The sequence below is a fragment of the Streptomyces sp. NPDC096324 genome (genome assembly GCF_044763015.1).
Classification (GTDB): Bacteria; Actinomycetota; Actinomycetes; order Streptomycetales; family Streptomycetaceae; genus Streptomyces.
In genome coordinates this window covers 1-19,778 of record NZ_JBIWFK010000020.1, presented here as the reverse complement: position 1 = coordinate 19,778, position 19,778 = coordinate 1, and the positions used below count along the sequence as shown (strand labels likewise).

The window sequence follows — 19,778 nt, the reverse complement described above, 5'->3', positions numbered from 1 at the left end:
GTCCGGGGCCACGTTCGCGCCCGGTGTGCCGTCAGCCGTCCAGCGACGTCATCACGTGCTTGATGCGCGTGTAGTCCTCGAAGCCGTAGCCCGACAGGTCCTTGCCGTAGCCGGACTTCTTGAAGCCGCCGTGCGGCATCTCGGCGACCAGCGGGATGTGGGTGTTGATCCACACACAGCCGAAGTCGAGGGACTTGGACAGGCGCATCGCGCGGCCGTGGTCCTTCGTCCAGACCGAGGAGGCCAGCGCGTAGTCGACGCCGTTGGCCCACTCGATCGCCTGGGTCTCGTCCGAGAAGGACTGGACGGTGATGACCGGGCCGAAGACCTCGTTCTGGATGATCTCGTCGTCCTGCTTCAGACCGGAGACGACGGTCGGGGCGTAGAAGTAGCCCTTGTCGCCGACCCGCTGACCGCCCGCCTCGACCTTGGCGTGCGCGGGCAGCCGCTCGATGAACCCGGCGACCTGCTTGAGCTGGTTGGGGTTGTTCAGCGGGCCGTAGAGCACGTCCTCGTCGTCCGGCTGACCGGTCTTCGTCTCGGCGGCGGCCTTGGCCAGCGCGGCGACGAACTCGTCGTGGATGGAGTCCTGGACGAGGACGCGGGTGGCGGCCGTACAGTCCTGGCCGGCGTTGAAGAAGCCCGCGACCGAGATGTCCTCGACGGCCTTGGGGATGTCGGTGTCCTCGAAGACGACGACCGGGGCCTTGCCGCCCAGCTCCAGGTGGACGCGCTTGACGTCCTTGGACGCCGACTCGGCGACCGAGATGCCCGCGCGGACGGAGCCGGTGATCGACGCCATCGCCGGGGTGGGGTGCTCGACCATCGCGCGGCCGGTGTCGCGGTCGCCGCAGATGACGTTGAAGACGCCCTTGGGCAGGATGCCGCCGAGGATGTCGGCGATCAGGACGGTGGAGGCCGGGGTGGTGTCCGACGGCTTCAGGACGACCGTGTTGCCCGCCGCGAGAGCCGGGGCGAACTTCCACACCGCCATCATCATCGGGTAGTTCCACGGCGCGACCTGGGCACAGACGCCCACCGGCTCACGACGGACGATCGAGGTCATGCCCTCCATGTACTCGCCGGCCGAGCGGCCTTCGAGCATGCGGGCGGCACCCGCGAAGAAGCGGATCTGGTCGATCATCGGGGGGATTTCCTCGGACCGGGTCAGACCGATCGGCTTGCCGGTGTTCTCCACCTCGGCCGCGATCAGTTCCTCGGCCCGCTCCTCGAACGCGTCCGCGATCTTCAGCAGGGCCTTCTGACGCTCGGAGGGGGTCTTGTCCCGCCACTCCGGGAAGGCCGCGGCGGCGGCCGCCATCGCGGCGTCCACGTCCGCCTGGCCGGAGAGCGGCGCGGTCGCGTACGCCTCGCCGGTCGCGGGGTTGACCACCTCCGTGGTCCGTCCATCGGCGGCATCGCGGAACTCTCCGTCGATGTAATTGCGCAGACGACGCAGCTCGGTGCTCACTGCCCGGCCCTCCTGTCGGATGTCCAAACGGCCCAGGTGTCCACTACCTGAGATGCCTGGACCCCACCCTAATCCGTGACTCCGCGTTTTCAACACCCCCGAACGGCCCAGAGCTGCGAAATCCGCAAGACACGTACCCGCAAACAACGAATTTCATCGCCCGAACCTTGCGGAACTGTCGATACGTCGTGCACAGTGGGGTCGTGGCCAGTCGAAGCGCGGAACCCAGGGACTCCCGCGAGTCCAGGAACGGCGGTCCCCAGTTGGACACCGTCTCCCTCGCCATCATCGAGCAGCTCCAACAGGACGGACGCCGCCCGTACGCCGCGATCGGCAAGGCCGTGGGCCTCTCCGAAGCCGCCGTGCGCCAGCGGGTCCAGAAGCTGCTCGACCAGGGCGTCATGCAGATCGTCGCCGTCACGGACCCGCTCACCGTGGGATTCCGTCGGCAGGCGATGGTCGGCGTCACGGTCGAGGGCGACCTCGACCCGGTGGCGGAAGCGCTGGCTGCCATGTCGGAAGTCGAGTACGTGGTGATGACCGCGGGCTCGTTCGACATCCTCGCCGAGATCGTCTGCGAGGACGACGACCACCTGCTGGACGTCATCAACAAACGCATCCGGGCCCTGCCCGGGGTGCGCTCCACCGAGAGTTTCGTTTACCTGAAGCTCAAGAAGCAGACCTACATGTGGGGAACCCGATAGCCGTGAGCACCAAGGACCTCAGCAAGACCGCGTACGACCACCTGTGGATGCACTTCACCCGCATGTCCTCGTACGAGAACGCGCCCGTTCCCACCATCGTCCGTGGTGAGGGCACCTACATCTACGACGACAAGGGCAAGCGCTACCTCGACGGTCTCGCGGGCCTGTTCGTGGTCCAGGCCGGCCACGGCCGCCGGGAGCTGGCCGAGGTGGCCGCCAAGCAGGCCGCCGAGCTGGCCTTCTTCCCCATCTGGTCCTACGCCCACCCCAAGGCCATCGAGCTGGCCGAGCGCCTCGCGCACCACGCGCCGGGCGACCTGAACAAGGTGTTCTTCACGACGGGTGGCGGCGAGGCCGTCGAGACCGCGTGGAAGCTCGCCAAGCAGTACTTCAAGCTGCAGGGCAAGCCGACCAAGTACAAGGTCATCTCGCGTGCCGTCGCCTACCACGGCACGCCGCAGGGCGCCCTGTCCATCACCGGCCTGCCGGCCCTGAAGGCCCCCTTCGAGCCGCTGGTCCCGGGTGCCCACAAGGTCCCCAACACCAACATCTACCGCGCCCCGCTCTTCGGCGACGACCCCGAGGCCTACGGCCGCTGGGCCGCCGACCAGATCGAGCAGGAGATCCTCTTCGAGGGCCCGGAGACCGTCGCCGCGGTCTTCCTGGAGCCGGTGCAGAACGCCGGCGGCTGCTTCCCGCCCCCGCCCGGCTACTTCCAGCGCGTGCGCGAGATCTGCGACCAGTACGACGTGCTGCTGGTCTCGGACGAGGTCATCTGCGCCTTCGGCCGCCTCGGCACGATGTTCGGCTGCGACAAGTTCGGCTACGTACCGGACATGATCACCTGCGCCAAGGGCATGACCTCGGGCTACTCCCCGATCGGCGCGTGCATCGTCTCCGACCGTATCGCCGAGCCGTTCTACAAGGGCGACAACACCTTCCTGCACGGCTACACCTTCGGCGGCCACCCGGTCTCCGCGGCCGTGGGCCTCGCCAACCTCGACCTGTTCGAGCGTGAGGGCCTCAACCAGCACGTGCTGGACAACGAGGCGAACTTCCTGAAGACCCTGCAGAAGCTGCACGACCTGCCGATCGTCGGCGACGTCCGCGGCAACGGCTTCTTCTACGGCATCGAGCTCGTGAAGGACAAGGCCACCAAGGAGACCTTCACGGACGAGGAGTCGGAGCGCGTGCTCTACGGCTTCGTCTCCAAGAAGCTCTTCGAGTACGGCCTCTACTGCCGCGCCGACGACCGCGGTGACCCGGTCATCCAGCTCTCGCCGCCGCTGATCTCCGACCAGTCGACGTTCGACGAGATCGAGGGGATCGTCCGCCAGGTGCTGACGGAGGCGTGGACCAAGCTCTGATCGCACCCCGCTGATCCCCGGCCGCGAGCCCGGCCCCGCCGCGTCCCCACGGCGGACCGGGTCTTCCGTCCGACTGATCAACACCGGCCCCGGTGGCGCCCGTTCGAGTGAGAATGGGCGGCCCGGGGCCGCGTGCTGTCCGGCCTCCCGGCCTCGACTCCTTAGCGTGCCCTGTGACCGATCGGCCCTGCCTTCGTTCCCCCGTCCGGGGGACCGAGCGACCTCGAAGAGATCGCCGGGCACGGCACATCAGCTCGGAACGAGGTGTACGCGATGGTGGCCCCGCCTGACAACGACGTGCTCTGGGCGCGCGCCCTGCACGTCAAGCACAACGGCTCGCCCGCGCTCAGCGGTGTCTCGCTCGGCATCCGCGAGGGCGAGATCCTCGCCGTCTGCGGCCCGCGCGGCAGCGGCAAGACGACCCTCCTGCGGTGCCTGTCCGGCCAGCTCCTGCCCCAGCAGGGCGAGGTCTGGTTCAACAGCACGCCCGTGCACACCATGGGCCCGCTCACCCGCGAGCGGCTGCGCCGCGACCGGTTCGGCTGGATCGACCCGGTCCCCACCCTGATCCCCGAGCTGAACGCCTGGGAGAACACCGCCCTCCCGCTGATGCTGCGCGGCTGGACCCGCCGGGCCGCCAAGACCGCCGCCCTGGAGTGGCTGGAACGCCTGGACGTCGGCCGCTGCGCCCGCAAGCGCCCGCACGCCCTGCTCCAGGCCGAACGGCAGCGGGTGGCCGTCGCCCGCGCCCTCGCCCCCACCCCCACCGTGCTGTTCGCCGACGAGCCGACGGCCCCGCTGCACCGCGCCGACCAGACCCAGGTGCTGCGCACGCTCACCTCGGCCGCCCGCTCGCACAACATCACCGCCGTCCTCGCCACCCACGACCCGGACACCGCGGCCCTCGCCGACCGCACGGTGTCGCTGCTCGACGGACGGCGTGTGAACACCGTCCACCTGCCCCCCGTCACCGAGGCGGAAGGCCGGGCCGCGTGCTCGCTCTCCGTCTAGCCCGCGGGGGCCACCCCCTCGTCCAGCTCCGCCGTCTCCTGGTCGCCGCCGCCTCCGCGGGCACCGGGTTCCTGCTGCTGTGCACGCTGGGTTACGCGATGAGCCACCCGGACGCCTCGGCCGCCGGCGCGCTGCGCCTGGCCTGGTGCGTCGTGCCCCTCGCCGCCACGGTCTACTTCGCCGTCGCGGTCGCCCGCACCGACCCCGCCACCCGGCCCCGGCCCGGCCTGTCCGCCGTCGGTCTCGGGCCCGGCCGGCTGATGGCGATCTCCGCCGCCACCACCGCCCTGTCCACGCTCCTCGGCTCGTTCCTCGCCCTGCTCCTCTTCCTCCACCTGCGCGGCGACCTGGCCGCCGTCCCCTTCGGCGGCGCCGCGGCGGACTTCCTCGCCTCCGGCCGGTCGCTGCCCCTGCCTGCGGCGCTCACGCTGCTCGCCCTGGTGCCGGTCGCGGCCTCGGGCGCGGCAGCCGTTTCCCTGCGTCCCCGGGGCGGCCGTCCGGTGCGCGCCGCGTGGTCGTACGGCCGCACCTGGATGTCGGCGCGGCAGAACGCCGTCGCGAGCAATCCACGGACCGCCGTGCGCGGTACCGGACGGCCGGCGGGCGGCATCCCCGCCACGCCCGCGCCGTTCACCGGGCCCGGCGGGCCCACGGGCCTCGCGACGGCCGGCCCGGCCGAGGGTCTCACCGTGACCGGCACGAGCGGGGGTCTCACCGTGACCGGTACGGGCGACGGGTTCCAGGACGCGTCGGCGGCCGCCGACGGCGGCGCCCCGCCGGGACCCGACGCGCCGGCCCCTTCCCCGAACGGCTCCGGCGGCCCCGACTTCCACTGGACCGCCGAGGCGTTCGCTTCCGGGGAGACCGGGACGACGGCGGCGGAGGACCGCCGGGCCGCGGTCGCCCACGGGACGCCCGCCACGTACGAGCGGACGGACCTGCCGTCGTTCGTGGACATGGACATCGACATCGACATGGACGCGGTGTACGGGGACACCCGTCCGCCGTACGAGGTCGCGGGGGTGCCCGGGGCGCGCCCGGACCCGCGCCGGGTCGCCGAGGCCGGCTCCGGCGGGCTGCCGCCCGCTCCGGGCTACCCGAACGGGCTCCCCTGGGGCGCGGCCACGCTGGCGGCCGGGCTGGCCGTGGAGACGTACGCGAGCCGTTCGGGACCCGCCACCGCGCTGTGGCTGCCCGGCGGATTCGTCGGCGGTCCGGCCGGGGTGCTGCTCGGCTGGGTGCTGACGGCGGTCGGTCTGGCCCTCGCCGGGCCCGCGATCACCTATCTGTGCGGATGGCTGCTCCAGGCCGTACGTCCCGGCGCGCTGCGGCTGCTGGCCGGGCGGGTGCTCCAGTCGGAGGCGCGGCGTATCGGGCAGCCGCTGGGCGTGGTGTGCGCGGTGGCGTCGGGCGTGTTCGCCATGACGACGCTGTACACCGGCGCCCGGCCCGCCTTCGGTCCGCTGACCACGCTGGGCGCGCTGCTGGTCGCCGGGTGCACGCTGCTGACGCTGGCGACCGCCGCCGTCGAGGCGCGGCAGGCCCGGGCCGACACCACGGCGGCACTGCTGCGGCTGGGGGCGCCCGCCACCCTGCTGCGCGGCGCGGCGGCCCTGCGCGCCGGGGCGCTATTCGTCGCGTTCGCCCCGCTGACCTGGGCGGTCGCCGAACTGGCCGCGCTTCCCCTGATCCGCTGACCGGCCCGCGGAGCACTCCGCGCGATGTTCGGGAAAAGGGGTCCGCGCCGGGCGATGAGTTCCGGGCGGACCCCCGGTCTATCCCTGCGAACGGCACACCACCGACGGGAGAACCTTCTATGTACCAGCAGATGATCTTCGTGAACCTGCCCGTGTCCGACGTCGCCGCCTCGAGGAAGTTCTTCACGGAGCTCGGCTACTCGATCAACCCCCAGTTCTCCACGGACGACTGCGCCTGCGTGGTGATCAGCGACACGATCATCGCGATGCTGCTCGGCAAGGAGCGCTACGCGGACTTCACCAAGAAGGAGATCGCGGACGCGACGAAGACCAGCGAGGTGCTGCTGTGTCTGAGCGCCGAGAGCCGCGAGAAGGTCGACGAGCTGGTCGACGCCGCCATCGCGGCGGGCGGCTCGGGGACCGGCGAGGCACAGGACCAGGGCTTCATGTACGGCCGCGCCTTCGACGACCTGGACGGCCACACCTGGGAGGTCATGTGGATGGACCCGGCAGCGGTCCAGGGCTGACCCCCACTCACCGAGCCGGGCGCGCGGCACAGGGGTCCGCGCGCCCGCCCCCCTTTCAGCTGCGCGACAAATTCCCTCCCCTCCAGCCCACCTCCCAGGGCCAAATCTCAGCCTCAGGGGCAAATTTCAGCCCCTCCTCCCCCCCGCCTCACAGGGGCAAATTTCAGCCCTCAGGGGCGAATTTCAGCCCCTCCGGCGTTTGAGGAGCGGGGTCCGGGGCGGAGCCCCGAGGTCGGGACGGGCAGGGGCGGAGGGGGCGAAAGAAGGCCGGAACAACCCCGGGGGCCGGAGCGGGGCGGAGGTCCAAACCCCGGTGTCCCCCGGGCGGCAGCCCCTAGCATGGGCGGGATGCTGCCAACCCCCCTTCACGCCCCGCACGACCGCGAGATCGAATCCCTCGCCGAGTTCGACGAGGTCGTCTCGACGGCCGGCTCACTCGCCGGGTTCCGCGTCCAGGCCGTCGACCTGACGGCCCGTACGGCGGACCTCCTGTCCGTGGACACGGCCGGCGCCGTCTTCCTCGGCTGCCCGATGGAGTCCGAGGCGGCCGAGCGGGTCCGGCTCTCCGGCGCCCTCGTCTTCCCGCCCGTACCGGGCCTCCCCCTCGACCCCTACCGGGGTCATCTCTACTCGCCCGACGAGCTCTTCGCCTCGCTCGACGCGGGGTACGAGTCGACACCCGACGCCCGCGCGTACGCCTGGTTCCAGCGGACCAAGGCCGACGGCGACATCTTCGCGTCGATGGTGCGCGCGGTCCACGACGACTCCGTCTCGGACGCGCTCGACGAACTCCTCACCGGCGTACAGGTCGTGGGCGTGATGGGCGGCCACGCGATGGCACGCGGCACGGAGGCGTACGCGGGGGCCGCGCGCCTCGGCCGCACCCTCACGCGCTCCGGTCTCATGGTCGCCACCGGCGGCGGCCCCGGCGCCATGGAGGCGGCGAACCTCGGCGCGTACGCGGCCCCGTTCGACGACGGCATGCTCGACGAGGCCCTGCGCATGCTGGCCGCCGTCCCGTCGTTCACCCCCTCCGTCACCGACTGGGCGCGCGCGGCGTTCGAGATACGTGAGCGCTGGCCCTCGGGCGGCCCCTCGGTCGGCATCCCCACCTGGTTCTACGGGCACGAGCCGCCGAACGCCTTCGCCGCGCACATCGCCAAGTACTTTGCCAACGCGACCCGCGAGGACGGGCTGCTGGCCCGCTCGAACGCGGGGGTCGTCTTCCTGCCGGGCGCCGCCGGGACCGTACAGGAGATCTTCGACAACGCGACCCCGAACTACTACGGATCCAGGGGCGAGCCGACCCCCATGGTCCTGGTCGACCGGACGCACTGGACCGAGAAGTACCCCGCCTGGGGACTGCTCACGTCGCTGGCCAGGGAACGGGCGATGGAGTCGCGGATCGCCCTCGTCGACGGCGTCGATGACGCTCCGGAAGCACTCAAACACCTGGGACGCTAACAACTCGGCAAAGCCAACAACGAGGCAGCGCCTACGCATTGACAGCACTTAGGTCGCGCTTATAGACCTGTGAGACTCCTGGGGGCGTTGTTGCTGGAAAGATCGCAGCAAATCCCCCCACACCCCCCGCAGTTGCGCAACCTGTGAAGGGCAATCGTGTCCATATCTCGACGCACCGCACGTACCGTGCGAATCCTCGGCGTTGCCTCCGCCTCTGCCGCGCTCGCGCTCGGCGTCGCCGGCAACGCACTCGCTTGCACCATCGGTGACTTCGACGCCGTTGCTTCCTGCGACGGCGCGAAGGCCGTCGTCACCGTGTCCGACACGGACCGTTCCGCCAACAAGGCCACCGTCACGATCTTCCTCGAAGACAAGCAGGTCGGCTCCGGAGACGTCACCGGCCAGAAGGACGGCAAGGCCTCCGTCGCCATCACGCTGACGGAGGACTGGGTTCCCGGGGGCAAGTACCGGGCCCACATCGATGTCCCGACCCGCGTCAACGCGGACACGGATGTCAAGTCGGTGCCCTCCGAGGCCTGCGCCCCGAAGTCGGAGTCGCCGTCCCCGTCGGCGAGCCCGGAGCCTTCGGAGTCCACCCCCTCGGACACCCCTTCGGACTCGGCGACCCCGTCCGACTCGGAGAGCAGCGCCGCTCCGGCCACCCCGGGCGACAACCAGCCGTCCGCCGCCGCCGGTGAGTCCAACCTCGCCGAGACCGGTGCGAACTCCAACACCCCGATGATCGCCGGTATCGCCGGTGCGTTCGTCGTCGTCGGTGGCGGAGCGGTCTACTTCGGCATGCGCCGCCGTGGCGCCTCGAAGGCGAGCTGACCCGCTTCCCGAACGACCGTGTGGCCCGCCCCCGTCGAGGGGGCGGGCCACACGCCTGTCCGGGCACCGCGCTCGACCGGCGTGCCGCGCCGGCCCTTTCCCGGGGATCACGCCCCGAGGACGACGACCTCGCCCGCGTCGAACTCCACCCCGACCACGTCTCCGGGTTCCGGCGCGTCCCGCAGCGCGCACGCCGCCTCCAGCGCGGGCGCGCCCTCCGGCTGCAGCCGTACGGCGACGTGCGTGCCCCGGAAGGTGCGTGCGGCGACCGTGCAGCGCAGCCCGTCCGCCGCGGCCCCGAGCCGCACACCGGCGGGCCTTACGAGGAGCGTTCCGGGCCCCTGCGGGGCACCCTCGGGCACGGGGACCTTGCCCCACGGGGTGTCGGCGGCACCGGCGCCCACCGTCGCCTCGACCACGTTGTCGAAGCCGAGGAAGCGGGCCACGAAGGCGTCCGCGGGCCGCTGCCAGACATCGAGGGGCGTACCGGACTGGGCGATCCGCCCGTCGCGCATCACCACGACCCGGTCCGCGAGCGCGAAGGCCTCGCCCTGGTCGTGCGTGACGGCGAGCACGGTCGTGCCCAACGCGCCGAACAGTTGGCGGAGCTCGACGACGAGCCGTTCGCGCAGCGAGCGGTCGAGCTGCCCGAGCGGTTCGTCGAGCATCAGCAGCCGGGGGCTCGGGGCCAGGGCACGGGCCAGCGCCACGCGCTGCTGTTCGCCGCCGGAGAGCGAGACGACGGCGCGGTCGCGGGCTCCGGGCAGACCGACGAGGTCGAGCAGCTCCCCCACCCGGGCCGCCTGCCCGCTCTTCGACGTGCCGTGCATCCGCAGCCCGAAGGCCACGTTGCCGCCCACGTCCCGCTGCGGGAAGAGCTGGTGGTCCTGGAACATCAGGCCGACGCCCCGCTTGTGCGCGGGAACACCCCCCTGGTCCTGTCCGTCCAGCACCACCCGGCCCGCGTCCAGCGGCTGGAGTCCGGCCACCGTCCGCAGCAGCGTGGACTTGCCGCTGCCGCTCGGCCCCAGCACGCAGACGATCTCGTGTTCGGCGACATCGAGGTCGACGGCGTCGAGCACGGCCCGCCCGCCGAAGCGTACGGTCGCGCCCTCAAGGCTCAGCAGCATCTAGAACTCCCCGGTCCGGTCGGTCCGTACCCGTTCCAGCAGCAGCAGCGCCACCGCGCACACCACCATCAGGATCGTCGAAAGGGCCATCGCCTGGCCGTAGTTGAGATCGCCCGCGCGCCCGAGCAGCCGGGCCACCGCGACCGGGAGTGTCGGGTTGTCGGGCCGTGCGATGAAGACGGTCGCGCCGAACTCCCCGAGGGAGACGGCGAAGGCGAAGCCGGCCGCGATCAGCAGGGCCCGCCGCACCATCGGCAGATCGACCTCGCGCCACACCCGCCACGGCGACGCCCCGAGGACGGCAGCGGCCTCCCGCAGCCGCCCGTCCACCGCCCGCAGCACGGGCAGCATGGTCCGTACGACGAAGGGGACGCCGACCAGCGCCTGTGCCAGCGGCACCAGGATCCAGCTCGCGCGCAGGTCGAGCGGCGGCTCGTCCAGGGCGATCAGGAACCCGAAGCCCACGGTCACCGCGGACACGCCGAGCGGCAGCATCAGCAGGGCGTCGAAGCCGCGCATCAGCCGGCCGGCGCGCCGGGTGAGGGCGGCTGCGGCCAGACCGCCGATCAGCACGGCGATGGCGGTGGCGGCGAGCGCGTACTCCAGGGAGTTGCCGACCGCCTCGATCGGGGCGACGAGGAAGACGCCTCCGTCGTCGTCGGCCAGGGCCCGGTAGTAGCCGAGTCCCGGGGCGTCGAGGGACCGTTGGACGAGGACCGCGAGCGGCAGCACGAGCAGCACCGCGATGCTCACGAGCACGCCCGCGAGGAGCGCCCACTGTCCGCCGCCACGGGGTCGGCGCGCGGTGGTGTCGGGGGCCACCAGACGCAGGGCGGTCTCCCGTCGTCGTACGGTCGCCGCGTGCACGGCGAGGATCGCGCCGACGGCGACGAACTGGACGATCGTCAGCACGGCCGCCGTCGTGAGGTCGAAGATCTCGGAGGTCTGCCGGTAGATCTCGACCTCCAGGGTCGAGAAGGTCGGGCCGCCGAGGATCTGCACCACCCCGAACGAGGTGAAGGTGAAGAGGAAGACCATGAGGGCGGCGGCGGCCACGGCGGGCCCGAGCGCCGGCAGCGTCACCCTGCGCCAGGCGGCGAGGCGCGAGGCCCCGAGCACGCGCGCGGCCTCCTCCTGGCGCGGGTCGAGCTGTGACCAGAGCCCGCCGACGGTCCGTACGACCACGGCGTAGTTGAAGAAGACGTGCGCGAGCAGGATCGCCCACACGGTGGTGTCCAGGCGTACGCCCCACAGGTCGTCGAGCAGTCCGCCCCGGCCGACCAGCGCGAGGAACGCCGTGCCCACGACCACGGTCGGCAGCACGAAGGGCACCGTCACCACGGCCCGGAGGATCTGTTTGCCCCGGAAGTCGAAGCGGGCGAAGACGTACGCGCCGGGGAGCGCGACCAGCAGCGTGAGCGCCGTCGAGGCGAGCGCCTGCCAGGTGGTGAACCACAGCACGTGCCGGATGTCGGAGCGGGTCGCGACGTCCCAGACGCGGCCCAGTTGCCAGCCGCCGTCCACGTGGAGCCCGCGCGAGACGATCGCGGCGACGGGATAGGCGAAGAAGACCGCGAAGAACGCGACGGGCAGCGCCATCAGGGCGAACCGCGCCGCGTTCTGCCCGCGGGCCCGGCGCGGAGCCCGGTCGGCGCGGTCCCGCCCACCGGGCCCGGCCGGTCCGGCGGTCCTCTCGGGACCGCCGGCCTTCACCGTCCCGTCGGCGGCTACTTCAGTACGAGCGAGGTCCACGACTTGACCCACTGGTCGCGGTCGGCGGCGATCTTCGCGGGCGTCAGGGTCTGGGGATCCTTGGCCTGCGGACCGTACTGGGTGAACTCGGCCGGCACCCGCGCGCCCTCACGGACCGGGTAGACGAACATGTTGAGCGGCATGTCCTCCTGGAACTCCTTGGTGAGCAGGAAGTCCAGGAGCGCCTTGCCGCCCTTGGCGTTCTTGGCGTTGCTGAGCAGGCCCGCGTACTCGACCTGCCGGAAGCAGGTGCCGTCCGCGACGCCGGTCGGGGCCGTGGCGGGCTTCGGGTCGCCGTAGATGACCTCGGCGGGCGGCGAGGAGGCGTACGAGACGACGAGCGGCCGGTCGGCCTTGGCCTTCTTGCCGCCGGCGGACCCCGAGAACTCCTCGTTGTAGGCCTGCTCCCAGCCGTCCACGACCTTGACGCCGTTGGCCTTGAGCTTCTTCCAGTAGTCCTGCCAGTTCGCGTCGCCGTAGTGCGCGGCGGACCCGAGCAGGAAGCCGAGGCCGGGCGAGGAGGTGGCGGCGTTCTCGGTGACCAGGAGGTTCTTGTACGCGGGCTTGGCCAGGTCGTCGAAGGAACGCGGCGGCGTCAGCTTGTGCTCGCTGAACCAGGCCTTGTCGTAGTTGACGCAGATGTCGCCCGTGTCGATGGGCGTGACCCGGTGCTTGTCCTGGTCGGTCCGGTACTCCGGCAGGACCTGGTCCGCGCCCTTGGCCTCGTACGGCTGGAAGAGCCCGTTGTCGAGCGCGCGGGAGAGCAGGGTGTTGTCGACGCCGAAGAAGACGTCGCCCTGGGGGTTGTCCTTGGTCAGGATGGCCTTGTTCACGGCCTGCCCGGCGTCGCCGTCCTTGAGGACGCGCACCTTGTAGCCGGACCGCTTCTCGAAGTCCGCCAGGACGCTCTTCGACACGAGCCACGAGTCGTGGCTGACGAGCGTGATCGTCTTCGAGTCGCCCGAGCCGGTGGCGTCGGACGAGCCGCACGCGGACAGCACGGGCAGCGCGACGAGACCGAGCCCGACGGCCGTGACCGCGAGTCGTCTGCCGCCGCTGGTGTTGGTGATCACTGATTCCTCCTGGGTGACCAGGAAGAGACGCGGCCCTGCCCGGGACCTCTGACGGTTCCCGGGCAGGGCGCAACAGCTTGAGTAATGACCGAACTTCCTACCCAGAATGACCTGGGCAAGGTTCAGAGGGTCTGCGGTCTGTCCCGCACTCTCAGCGCTGTGGCGCTCCCCTGTCGGAATATGAAGATGTCGGACGGTGAGGATGCCGGGTCATCACGACATCGAACGACGAAGATGACGAAACAAACCGACTCGGTTCAGACTACCGCTCGGTCGCGGCGAGCTGACCACACGCTCCGTCGATCTCCTGACCACGGGTGTCCCGGACGGTGACCGTGACGCCGTGGGCGGCGATCGCCTCGACGAACGCCTTCTCGTCCTCGGGCCGCGACGCGGTCCATTTCGAGCCCGGGGTCGGGTTCAGCGGGATGAGGTTGACGTGGACGGGCTTGCCCTTGAGCATCCGGCCGAGCCGGTCGCCTCGCCAGGCCTGGTCGTTGATGTCGCGGATCAGCGCGTACTCGATGGACAGACGGCGCCCGGACCGGTCCGCGTATCCCCAGCCGGCGTCCAGCACCTCGCGCACCTGCCACCGTGTGTTCACGGGGACGAGGGTGTCGCGCAGTTCGTCGTCCGGGGCGTGCAGGGAGATCGCGAGCCGGCATTTGAAGCCCTCGTCCGCGAACCGGTTGATCGCGGGAACCAGACCGACCGTCGAGACGGTGATGCCGCGCTGCGACAGCCCCAGCCCGTCGGGCTCGGGGTCGGTGAGGGCGCGGATCGCGCCGACCACCCGCTTGTAGTTGGCGAGCGGCTCGCCCATCCCCATGAAGACGATGTTGCTCAGCCGCGCGGGACCCCCGGGGATCTCGCCGTCACGCAGCGCCCGCATCCCGTCGACAATCTGGTGCACGATCTCGCCCGTCGACAGGTTCCGGTCGAGGCCGGCCTGTCCGGTGGCGCAGAACGGGCAGTTCATCCCGCAGCCCGCCTGCGAGCTGATGCACATGGTCACCCGGTCCGGGTAGCGCATGAGGACGGACTCGACGAGCGTGCCGTCGAAGAGCCGCCACAGGGTCTTGCGGGTGGTGTCCTGGTCGGTCGACAGGTGCCGCACGACCGTCATCAGCTCGGGAAGCAGCGCTTCCTGGAGCTTGCCGCGCGAGGCGGCCGGGATGTCCGTCCACTCGGCGGGGTCGTGCGCGTACCGGGCGAAGTAGTGCTGCGAGAGCTGCTTGGCACGAAACGGCTTCTCACCGATCGCGGCAACCGCCTCTTTGCGCTCGGCAGGCGTGAGATCGGCAAGGTGCCGCGGCGGCTTCTTGGCTCCGCGCGGCGCGACAAAGGTGAGTTCTCCGGGTGCAGGCATAACCCTTCCAGTGTCGCAGATCATCCGCGGGGCCCCAGGCCAGAGAGGGGTGGGGGCGGTCACCCCTGGGCAGTCCCTGGCAGCTTCTGTCGACCTCGCACGGCCCAGGGACGGCCCAGGGACGATCTTGGGCGAGGCCCCTGACCAACCACGAGCGAGGGCAGGGAAGAGTAGGGGCGGTCGCGGGGCATCAACACCCGCAACCGCCCCCGATGGACTGACGATCAACGATTGATCGGAATCTCGTAGACGATCTCGCAGTAAGCGACGGGCACCACGATGTCCGCCGTCTCGACGGGCCGTCCGTCGTCGCTGTAGTACGTCCGCCGGATGTGCGTGACGAGCGCCGCCTTCTGGATGCCAAGCAGCGATGCCTCCTCGGCGGTCGCCGTCCGCGGCTCCGGCTGCTCCACGGCATGACTGACGGTGACCCCGATGGCAGCCATCCGGTTCACAACACCCGCCCCGGCATGCGGCCCTCCCTCGGGGAGGACGACGAGAGAGCCGGCCGTGAGGTCGTACGGCTCCCAGCTCGTCGAGAGCTGCACCGGCTTGCCGTCCGCCAGGAACTCGTACGTGGTCCGGACGCACAGCTCGCCCTCGGCGATCCCGAGCCGCGCGGCGATGTCGGCGGGCGCCGGCACCTTGGCGTCGGTCCGGCTCTCCCAGTCCCCCGCCCTGCCGATGTCTCGCATGTCGGCCCGGAAGGGCGACCCGTCTCGCCGCTCCCGCGCCGCCGACCGGACCACTCGCACCCGCTGCCGGGGTTCGGCGACATACGTACCTGATCCGGCCCGCCCCTCCAGCAACCCCTGGGAGATCAGCAGCTCCTGCGCCCGGCGCACCACGTTCTCGCCCACGCCGCACTCCTGGCCGATCTGGGCGCGAGAGGGCAGACGGTCGCCCGGCTCCCACACGTGCTCCGCGATCCGGCGCCGGAGTTCGTCGGCGATGCGGAGATAGGGCGGCTGCTCAGGCATATGGAAAATCTAGTCCACTAGCCCTAATCTAGTTAACTAGCTTCACTGAAAGTGATCGCTGGTGACGGAGGCTGTCCTGTGCCCGCTTCGGGAGTTAGCGCGGCGGCCATCGCCGCCCGGCTGTCCGCCCTCGGGCTTCCCACGCGAGTGGAGGAACACCGCCGTCACTCGTCGGTCGAAGCGGAGGTGCCGGACGGGATCTCCGCCGAGTCATGGCGGGAGGTCCTGGACGTGGTGGCCGAGGCCGATCGGTTCGGACTCCTCGCCACCAGCTTGAACGGCCGCACCCTCTGGGCGGTCGTACGCAAAACGGTCCCCACGACGGGCGATGTCGGGGGACCGGGCCATCAGCGATAGGAGCTGACCAGCGTGCTCAACCGTATCCGCCGCGCCACATCCCTCACCAGGGCGCGTCACTCCGCAAAAGGCAGGCATCGCCGCGGCTTAACGGCCGCCCACCCGCCGACCGCTTCCGCCTTCTCGGCGTCCGCTGACGCGACGACGGTCATCCTGAATCGGGCCTCCACCGACGAGGACCACCGTCACTCGCCCGCGACTGATGACGTCGCACTCGTCCGCCCGTACTTGCTGGCCTGGGAGAAGCGCGTCCGGACGCGCTCGGTGGTCGTCGCTCCCCACCTGCCGATCCACGCGTGGTCGGTCCTCGCGGGGGTCCGCTGATGCCCTCGATGTCCTCAAGGCCGTCTCGCCGATATCTCCGCATCACGGACGACCCGGCCACTCCCTACCGCTCGACCGCCTGCCGCATCGGCACGCACCCCGCCTGCATGGAGTCCTCCCCGGCCTCGGCACCGGCCGGCCTTCCTGTGATCTACGAAGCGTGCGACTGCCCATGCCACCCGACAGCCGACCGAACCCCTCCCTCGGAGGTGGAGCGATGAACCCATGGGCTCCCGGCGGCGCACTGGTCGGCAGCATCGAGGTCACCGCGGCCACCGTGCAGCGCGGCGACGTCATCCAACTCGGCGGCCGTGCCTGCCGGGTGAGAGACCTCTTTCAACTCCCCCAAGGGGCGAAGCAACTGGTCTTCGAGTCGGGCGAACTGCTGACCATCCACGCGCGCAGCCGGCTCCTCGCCGTGCGATCACTGAGAAGGCGGTGACCGGTCCGTGCCTTCTCGCCATCACGACATCGCCGACGACCTCCGCCGCCAGATCGCGACCGGCCGCGTCCAGCCCGGTGAACGTCTCCCGTCCGAAACCGACTTGGCCGACCGGTACAAGGTCAGCACGCTGACTCTGCGCAGCGCCCTCGCCGCACTACAAGGGGAAGGCCTCGTCGAGAAGATCCACGGCAAGGGCAACTTCGTCCGCCGCCCCTTTCGCAAGATCACGTACGTCGGCGGCTGGGGAACCCTGGACCCGTGGACCGCCGCCGAAGCGGCCCTGCGCGTCACCGTTCGCACCACCACGGTCCAAGCGCACGGCCATCTCATGGCCCTGCTCGATGTGCCCATGGGCAGTCCCGTCGCCGAGGTCTCGTGCCTCAGCTTCGAAGAAGCGTCACCGCACGGACTGGCCCGCATCTACATCCCGCGCGACCTGGCGCCGGCCGGCGCACTCGACGACGAATCCGCATACGGAGAAGAGATCAAGAGATTCGCCGTTCTTGGTCCTGCGCCGACCGCCGTCCGGGAGACGGTATGCACCCGTCCAGCGACACCAGACGAAGCATCGGCCCTTCGGATCGGCTCCACCGTGCCAGTCCTCGCCATCACGCGCACCGCGACCGACTCCACTGGACGTGTTGTCGAGGCCGCGCTGCTGGTCTTCCCGGGTGACCGCATCGACGCGGTCTTCACCACCCACCACGTGATCGACGAGAGGCAGACGCAAGGATGACGGCACAAGGCGAACTGCGGCTCCTCCCGTGGTCGGGCCCCGGCGGGAACCCCTGCTACTTGAGCACCGACGACCGGGACGGCTTCATGTCCCGCCTGGCGGACAACATCGAATCGGTCCAACTCGGCACGGCCGAAGAGCTGCTGGAGCGAGCCTCCGAAACACTCGACGACCAGGACGCGGACCCGGAGGAAAAGCGCCGACTGGCCAAGGAACTGACCGGAGCCCTACGAGACGTCCTCCGCGTCGCAATCAGCCGCGGCCACCTGCTGACGGTGAACGAACGGACCAGCATCTGAAGAAGCGTTCGCACAACGGAGCCTGTAGCTGACGCTCATTCCTTCTGCACGAAGAGGGGAGCCCTAAGATCGACCAGGCTCCCCTCCCCCTCGCGCTGGTCGGCCGTTCCAGAACACATCGCACACCGACGAGGTGACGAACCCCTTCCTGCGGCTGTCTGAACCTCAGCCGACGAAAGTCAGCCACGACGGAGGGTGCGCCGACGGGTCTGCGCCTCGGTGGATCGTCCACTGAGGTCCGGCGCCGACCGCTGCTGTTCGCGCTCGTTGGTGTCAGCCGCTGGTGTCAGCCGCCATGCGCTGTCTTCGCGGGCGTGGCTCTTCTCGTCGGCCTGGAGCATCGGTTCGAAAGATCCTAGTCGGGTAGCAAGCTGAATCCGAGCAACACAGCGGCCTCGACGCGTACCGACCCAGGAGCGAAGACACCGTCAGATTCAGGATCGCCTCCAAGGCGACTCCCATGACTGCGTAGCCCGACCGACTCCGGGTCAACGTCCTGAATATGCACTACAGGGCCAAGCCGCACACCGCAGGCATCCGCGTAGACCTCAGCCTTGCGTCGCGCAGCCCCGACTGCCCTGCGGCGGGCTTCGTCCCGGAGCGCGGGCTTGTCAAGCACGTCGAAGTGCACCTCGTCGACGCGGTTGGCGCCAGCCCGGACGGCGTCCTCTATCAGAAGTTCGAGCCGATCAAGGGCTTCAGTCTGCACGGTGTACGTCGCCTCGCAGCGATAGCCCAGGAACGTCCGGTCCGCGCCGTAGCCCTTGAATTCCGACTTGAGGACGAGGCGTGATCCGGATACGTCGGAGTCGGGTATTCCATGCTCTCGCAGCACAGTACGCAGCCTGACAACTGCTGCTCCAGCCTGTTCAAAGGCTTCTTTGGGTGTCGGCGCCACGAGGTCAACCGCAAGTTTCGCCTGGGCGAGCCGGGGCTCCGCCGACACGTTCCCTGCACCGAGCACGCTGAGCCCCCAGGGCTCCTTGATCTCTGCCATTCGAGGATCGAATCAGTAACGTCCCACCGCCGCAACAGGCTTGAAAACCGTCGTGGCGCGAGTCACCGTGGGTTCATATCCCACACCCACCGCAGGTGAACGGCTCCTGACTAGGTAAATCGGTCAGGGGCCGTTCTCGTGCCTGCTGCCCGCCAACGACCGTGGTTCCCCGTTGTTCCCCGACCGAACGGGCACGAGAGGCACGTCGTCTGGCGATCTCTAGACGGCGAGCAGCAGCGAGGCCAGGACCGCGCCGCCAACGAGGATCACGGCACCTCCGCTCGCAGCGAGGGCGAGCGCAAGGCCGAGTGCTTCCTCGCCTTCGCCGGCATCGCTGGCACCCTCATCTGCTATCGCCGACTTATCCAATAGGACCAGCTCTCAGCTGTTCCTCAGTACCAGGGGGACCACCCGTAGTGCCGGACCTCTGCCGGAGCGATGTCCCAGGAACCATGCGCGAGTTCCCCGGGTTTGCCAAACGATGCCCAGCTCAAGAGCGTATCGCCAGCGAACTGCGCGCCTCTCTCGAACGAGAAGTCGGCCCAGCATATGTAGCCCGTAGGGCAATACCACCAACTCAAGTCCCGCTCTACAGCGCACGTCTCCAGCTCCGCGTCCAGCTCGACCGGCACGCGGCCGATCAGGCGGATCCCCTCACACGTGACCTGGGGACCACGCAGCCCATCGACGAGCACGCAGGTCAAACCCACACCTTCGATGAAGTAGCAGTTCACGGCAGGCCGACGCTCGTCCGACTCGGCCCTGCGGAACTCGACTCGCCACTGCGCACGCTGCGGGTTCCAGCGCTCGATCTCGCACTCCTCGGAGACAAAGCCATGCCCCGCCATGATCGTGACCGCTTCATATCGATCGACCCCGAAGCTCAGCGGTCCAACCATCTGGCGAGGAACGAATCCCCACGGCTCCCGGTCCGAATCCGCGAGCACCGCCCCATAATCCGTGTCCACCACGCCATGATCGCTCACGCGACGCAGTCTGCTCAATCCGATCGAATGGCACAGAGAAAGAACCCTGGTTCGGCTCCCTGCCCTACCCCTTCTCGCAGCCAGTCAAGACAACCTTTTAAGCCGTCCAGTCGCCCTTCCCCACCACTCACCCCGGCTCCCATCCCGTCTGCCGTCGACCCACACACCGTGGAGCGGGCGTGGTTCAGGGCGTCAAGGTGGAGCGCCCTGCCGGACGAACGACTGTGAGGATGGGTCGTGGCATCGCTCGGCGGCCTG

General features: G+C 70.1%; 20 protein-coding genes and 1 riboswitch. Of the genes, 11 read left to right on the top strand and 9 right to left on the bottom strand.

The annotated features are described in order from the left end of the window. Positions 1-31: 31 nt before the first annotated feature. The gene (locus ACIQ7M_RS36695; protein ID WP_403652393.1) at positions 32-1,471 is read right to left on the bottom strand and encodes a gamma-aminobutyraldehyde dehydrogenase; all 1,440 of its coding nucleotides are present in this window, start codon (positions 1,469-1,471) and stop codon (positions 32-34) included. Between the two features lie 188 nt (positions 1,472-1,659). Between ACIQ7M_RS36695 and ACIQ7M_RS36690 the strand changes: the two genes are divergently transcribed. From ACIQ7M_RS36690 to ACIQ7M_RS36660, 7 genes are all read left to right on the top strand, one after another. Continuing rightward, a complete protein-coding gene (locus tag ACIQ7M_RS36690; protein ID WP_355762614.1) occupies positions 1,660-2,175 on the top strand; it encodes an Lrp/AsnC family transcriptional regulator in 516 nt (171 codons plus the stop codon). Beyond that, the gene (locus tag ACIQ7M_RS36685; RefSeq protein WP_355762611.1) at positions 2,160-3,542 is read left to right on the top strand and encodes an aspartate aminotransferase family protein; all 1,383 of its coding nucleotides are present in this window, start codon (positions 2,160-2,162) and stop codon (positions 3,540-3,542) included. Before ACIQ7M_RS36690 ends, ACIQ7M_RS36685 begins: the two co-directional genes overlap by 16 nt. A 273-nt stretch (positions 3,543-3,815) precedes the next feature. Continuing rightward, entirely contained in the window at positions 3,816-4,553 is a 738-nt protein-coding gene (locus ACIQ7M_RS36680) for an ATP-binding cassette domain-containing protein (protein ID WP_355762608.1), read from the top strand. Continuing rightward, positions 4,535-6,250, top strand: a complete 1,716-nt coding sequence (locus tag ACIQ7M_RS36675; protein WP_403652388.1) for a hypothetical protein — start codon at positions 4,535-4,537, stop codon at positions 6,248-6,250. The genes ACIQ7M_RS36680 and ACIQ7M_RS36675 overlap by 19 nt, the downstream gene beginning before the upstream one ends. Before the next feature lie 119 nt (positions 6,251-6,369). Beyond that, on the top strand, positions 6,370-6,777 hold the full coding sequence (locus ACIQ7M_RS36670) for a VOC family protein (RefSeq protein WP_355762603.1): 408 nt from the start codon (positions 6,370-6,372) through the stop codon (positions 6,775-6,777). 348 nt (positions 6,778-7,125) lie between these two features. Beyond that, positions 7,126-8,241 (top strand): Rossmann fold nucleotide-binding protein, encoded by a 1,116-nt coding sequence (locus tag ACIQ7M_RS36665; RefSeq protein WP_355762600.1) that lies wholly within the window; start codon positions 7,126-7,128, stop codon positions 8,239-8,241. 186 nt (positions 8,242-8,427) lie between these two features. Continuing rightward, positions 8,428-9,072: an LAETG motif-containing sortase-dependent surface protein gene (locus ACIQ7M_RS36660; protein WP_403652383.1), complete on the top strand. Its 645-nt coding sequence runs from the start codon at positions 8,428-8,430 to the stop codon at positions 9,070-9,072. A gap of 107 nt (positions 9,073-9,179) precedes the next feature. Here ACIQ7M_RS36660 and ACIQ7M_RS36655 read toward each other — a convergent pair whose 3' ends face one another. From ACIQ7M_RS36655 to ACIQ7M_RS36635, 5 genes are all read right to left on the bottom strand, one after another. Then, positions 9,180-10,202 (bottom strand): ABC transporter ATP-binding protein, encoded by a 1,023-nt coding sequence (locus ACIQ7M_RS36655; RefSeq protein ID WP_355762594.1) that lies wholly within the window; start codon positions 10,200-10,202, stop codon positions 9,180-9,182. Continuing rightward, complete coding sequence (locus tag ACIQ7M_RS36650; RefSeq protein WP_403652380.1) at positions 10,203-11,954, bottom strand: ABC transporter permease; 1,752 nt, start codon at positions 11,952-11,954, stop codon at positions 10,203-10,205. Continuing rightward, positions 11,930-13,027, bottom strand: a complete 1,098-nt coding sequence (locus ACIQ7M_RS36645) for a thiamine ABC transporter substrate binding subunit (RefSeq protein WP_386988607.1) — start codon at positions 13,025-13,027, stop codon at positions 11,930-11,932. Before ACIQ7M_RS36645 ends, ACIQ7M_RS36650 begins: the two co-directional genes overlap by 25 nt. A gap of 76 nt (positions 13,028-13,103) precedes the next feature. Further along, positions 13,104-13,209, bottom strand: a riboswitch (TPP riboswitch). Between the two features lie 80 nt (positions 13,210-13,289). Then, positions 13,290-14,396 (bottom strand): 23S rRNA (adenine(2503)-C(2))-methyltransferase RlmN, encoded by a 1,107-nt coding sequence (gene rlmN / locus ACIQ7M_RS36640; protein ID WP_328671765.1) that lies wholly within the window; start codon positions 14,394-14,396, stop codon positions 13,290-13,292. A gap of 224 nt (positions 14,397-14,620) precedes the next feature. Next, on the bottom strand, positions 14,621-15,376 hold the full coding sequence (locus tag ACIQ7M_RS36635) for a GntR family transcriptional regulator (protein ID WP_403652375.1): 756 nt from the start codon (positions 15,374-15,376) through the stop codon (positions 14,621-14,623). A gap of 78 nt (positions 15,377-15,454) precedes the next feature. Between ACIQ7M_RS36635 and ACIQ7M_RS36630 the strand changes: the two genes are divergently transcribed. The 4 genes from ACIQ7M_RS36630 (at position 15,455) to ACIQ7M_RS36615 (ending at position 17,537) form a co-directional block, all read left to right on the top strand. Beyond that, entirely contained in the window at positions 15,455-15,733 is a 279-nt protein-coding gene (locus ACIQ7M_RS36630) for a hypothetical protein (protein WP_403652372.1), read from the top strand. Between the two features lie 541 nt (positions 15,734-16,274). Then, positions 16,275-16,499 carry a hypothetical protein gene (locus tag ACIQ7M_RS36625; RefSeq protein WP_403652369.1) on the top strand — a complete coding sequence of 75 codons (225 nt, stop codon included), beginning with the start codon at positions 16,275-16,277 and terminating at the stop codon, positions 16,497-16,499. A 7-nt stretch (positions 16,500-16,506) separates the two neighbouring features. Continuing rightward, on the top strand, positions 16,507-17,238 hold the full coding sequence (locus ACIQ7M_RS36620; protein ID WP_403652366.1) for a GntR family transcriptional regulator: 732 nt from the start codon (positions 16,507-16,509) through the stop codon (positions 17,236-17,238). Further along, a complete protein-coding gene (locus tag ACIQ7M_RS36615; protein ID WP_403652363.1) occupies positions 17,235-17,537 on the top strand; it encodes a hypothetical protein in 303 nt (100 codons plus the stop codon). Before ACIQ7M_RS36620 ends, ACIQ7M_RS36615 begins: the two co-directional genes overlap by 4 nt. 179 nt (positions 17,538-17,716) lie before the next feature. On the opposite strand, the gene ACIQ7M_RS36610 is transcribed toward ACIQ7M_RS36615, so the two are convergent. From ACIQ7M_RS36610 to ACIQ7M_RS36600, 3 genes are all read right to left on the bottom strand, one after another. Next, the gene (locus tag ACIQ7M_RS36610; protein WP_403652360.1) at positions 17,717-17,878 is read right to left on the bottom strand and encodes a hypothetical protein; all 162 of its coding nucleotides are present in this window, start codon (positions 17,876-17,878) and stop codon (positions 17,717-17,719) included. 14 nt (positions 17,879-17,892) lie between these two features. After that, positions 17,893-18,534 (bottom strand): SIMPL domain-containing protein, encoded by a 642-nt coding sequence (locus ACIQ7M_RS36605; RefSeq protein ID WP_343325101.1) that lies wholly within the window; start codon positions 18,532-18,534, stop codon positions 17,893-17,895. Positions 18,535-18,926: 392 nt separating this feature from the next. After that, on the bottom strand, positions 18,927-19,520 hold the full coding sequence (locus ACIQ7M_RS36600; RefSeq protein WP_403652357.1) for a hypothetical protein: 594 nt from the start codon (positions 19,518-19,520) through the stop codon (positions 18,927-18,929). Positions 19,521-19,778 lie beyond the last annotated feature (258 nt).

Bases quoted from the DNA above. Each gene is read 5' to 3' on its own strand.
- ACIQ7M_RS36680 (WP_355762608.1), top strand. From the start codon at position 3,816: ATGGTGGCCCCGCCTGACAACGACGTGCTCTGGGCGCGCGCCCTGCAC.
- ACIQ7M_RS36670 (WP_355762603.1), top strand. From the start codon at position 6,370: ATGTACCAGCAGATGATCTTCGTGAACCTGCCCGTGTCCGACGTCGCC.
- ACIQ7M_RS36665 (WP_355762600.1), top strand. From the start codon at position 7,126: ATGCTGCCAACCCCCCTTCACGCCCCGCACGACCGCGAGATCGAATCC.
- ACIQ7M_RS36655 (WP_355762594.1), bottom strand. From the start codon at position 10,202: ATGCTGCTGAGCCTTGAGGGCGCGACCGTACGCTTCGGCGGGCGGGCC.
- rlmN (WP_328671765.1), bottom strand. From the start codon at position 14,396: ATGCCTGCACCCGGAGAACTCACCTTTGTCGCGCCGCGCGGAGCCAAG.
- ACIQ7M_RS36635 (WP_403652375.1), bottom strand. From the start codon at position 15,376: ATGCCTGAGCAGCCGCCCTATCTCCGCATCGCCGACGAACTCCGGCGC.
- ACIQ7M_RS36625 (WP_403652369.1), top strand. From the start codon at position 16,275: ATGAACCCATGGGCTCCCGGCGGCGCACTGGTCGGCAGCATCGAGGTC.
- ACIQ7M_RS36615 (WP_403652363.1), top strand. From the start codon at position 17,235: ATGACGGCACAAGGCGAACTGCGGCTCCTCCCGTGGTCGGGCCCCGGC.
- ACIQ7M_RS36610 (WP_403652360.1), bottom strand. From the start codon at position 17,878: ATGCTCCAGGCCGACGAGAAGAGCCACGCCCGCGAAGACAGCGCATGG.
- ACIQ7M_RS36605 (WP_343325101.1), bottom strand. From the start codon at position 18,534: ATGGCAGAGATCAAGGAGCCCTGGGGGCTCAGCGTGCTCGGTGCAGGG.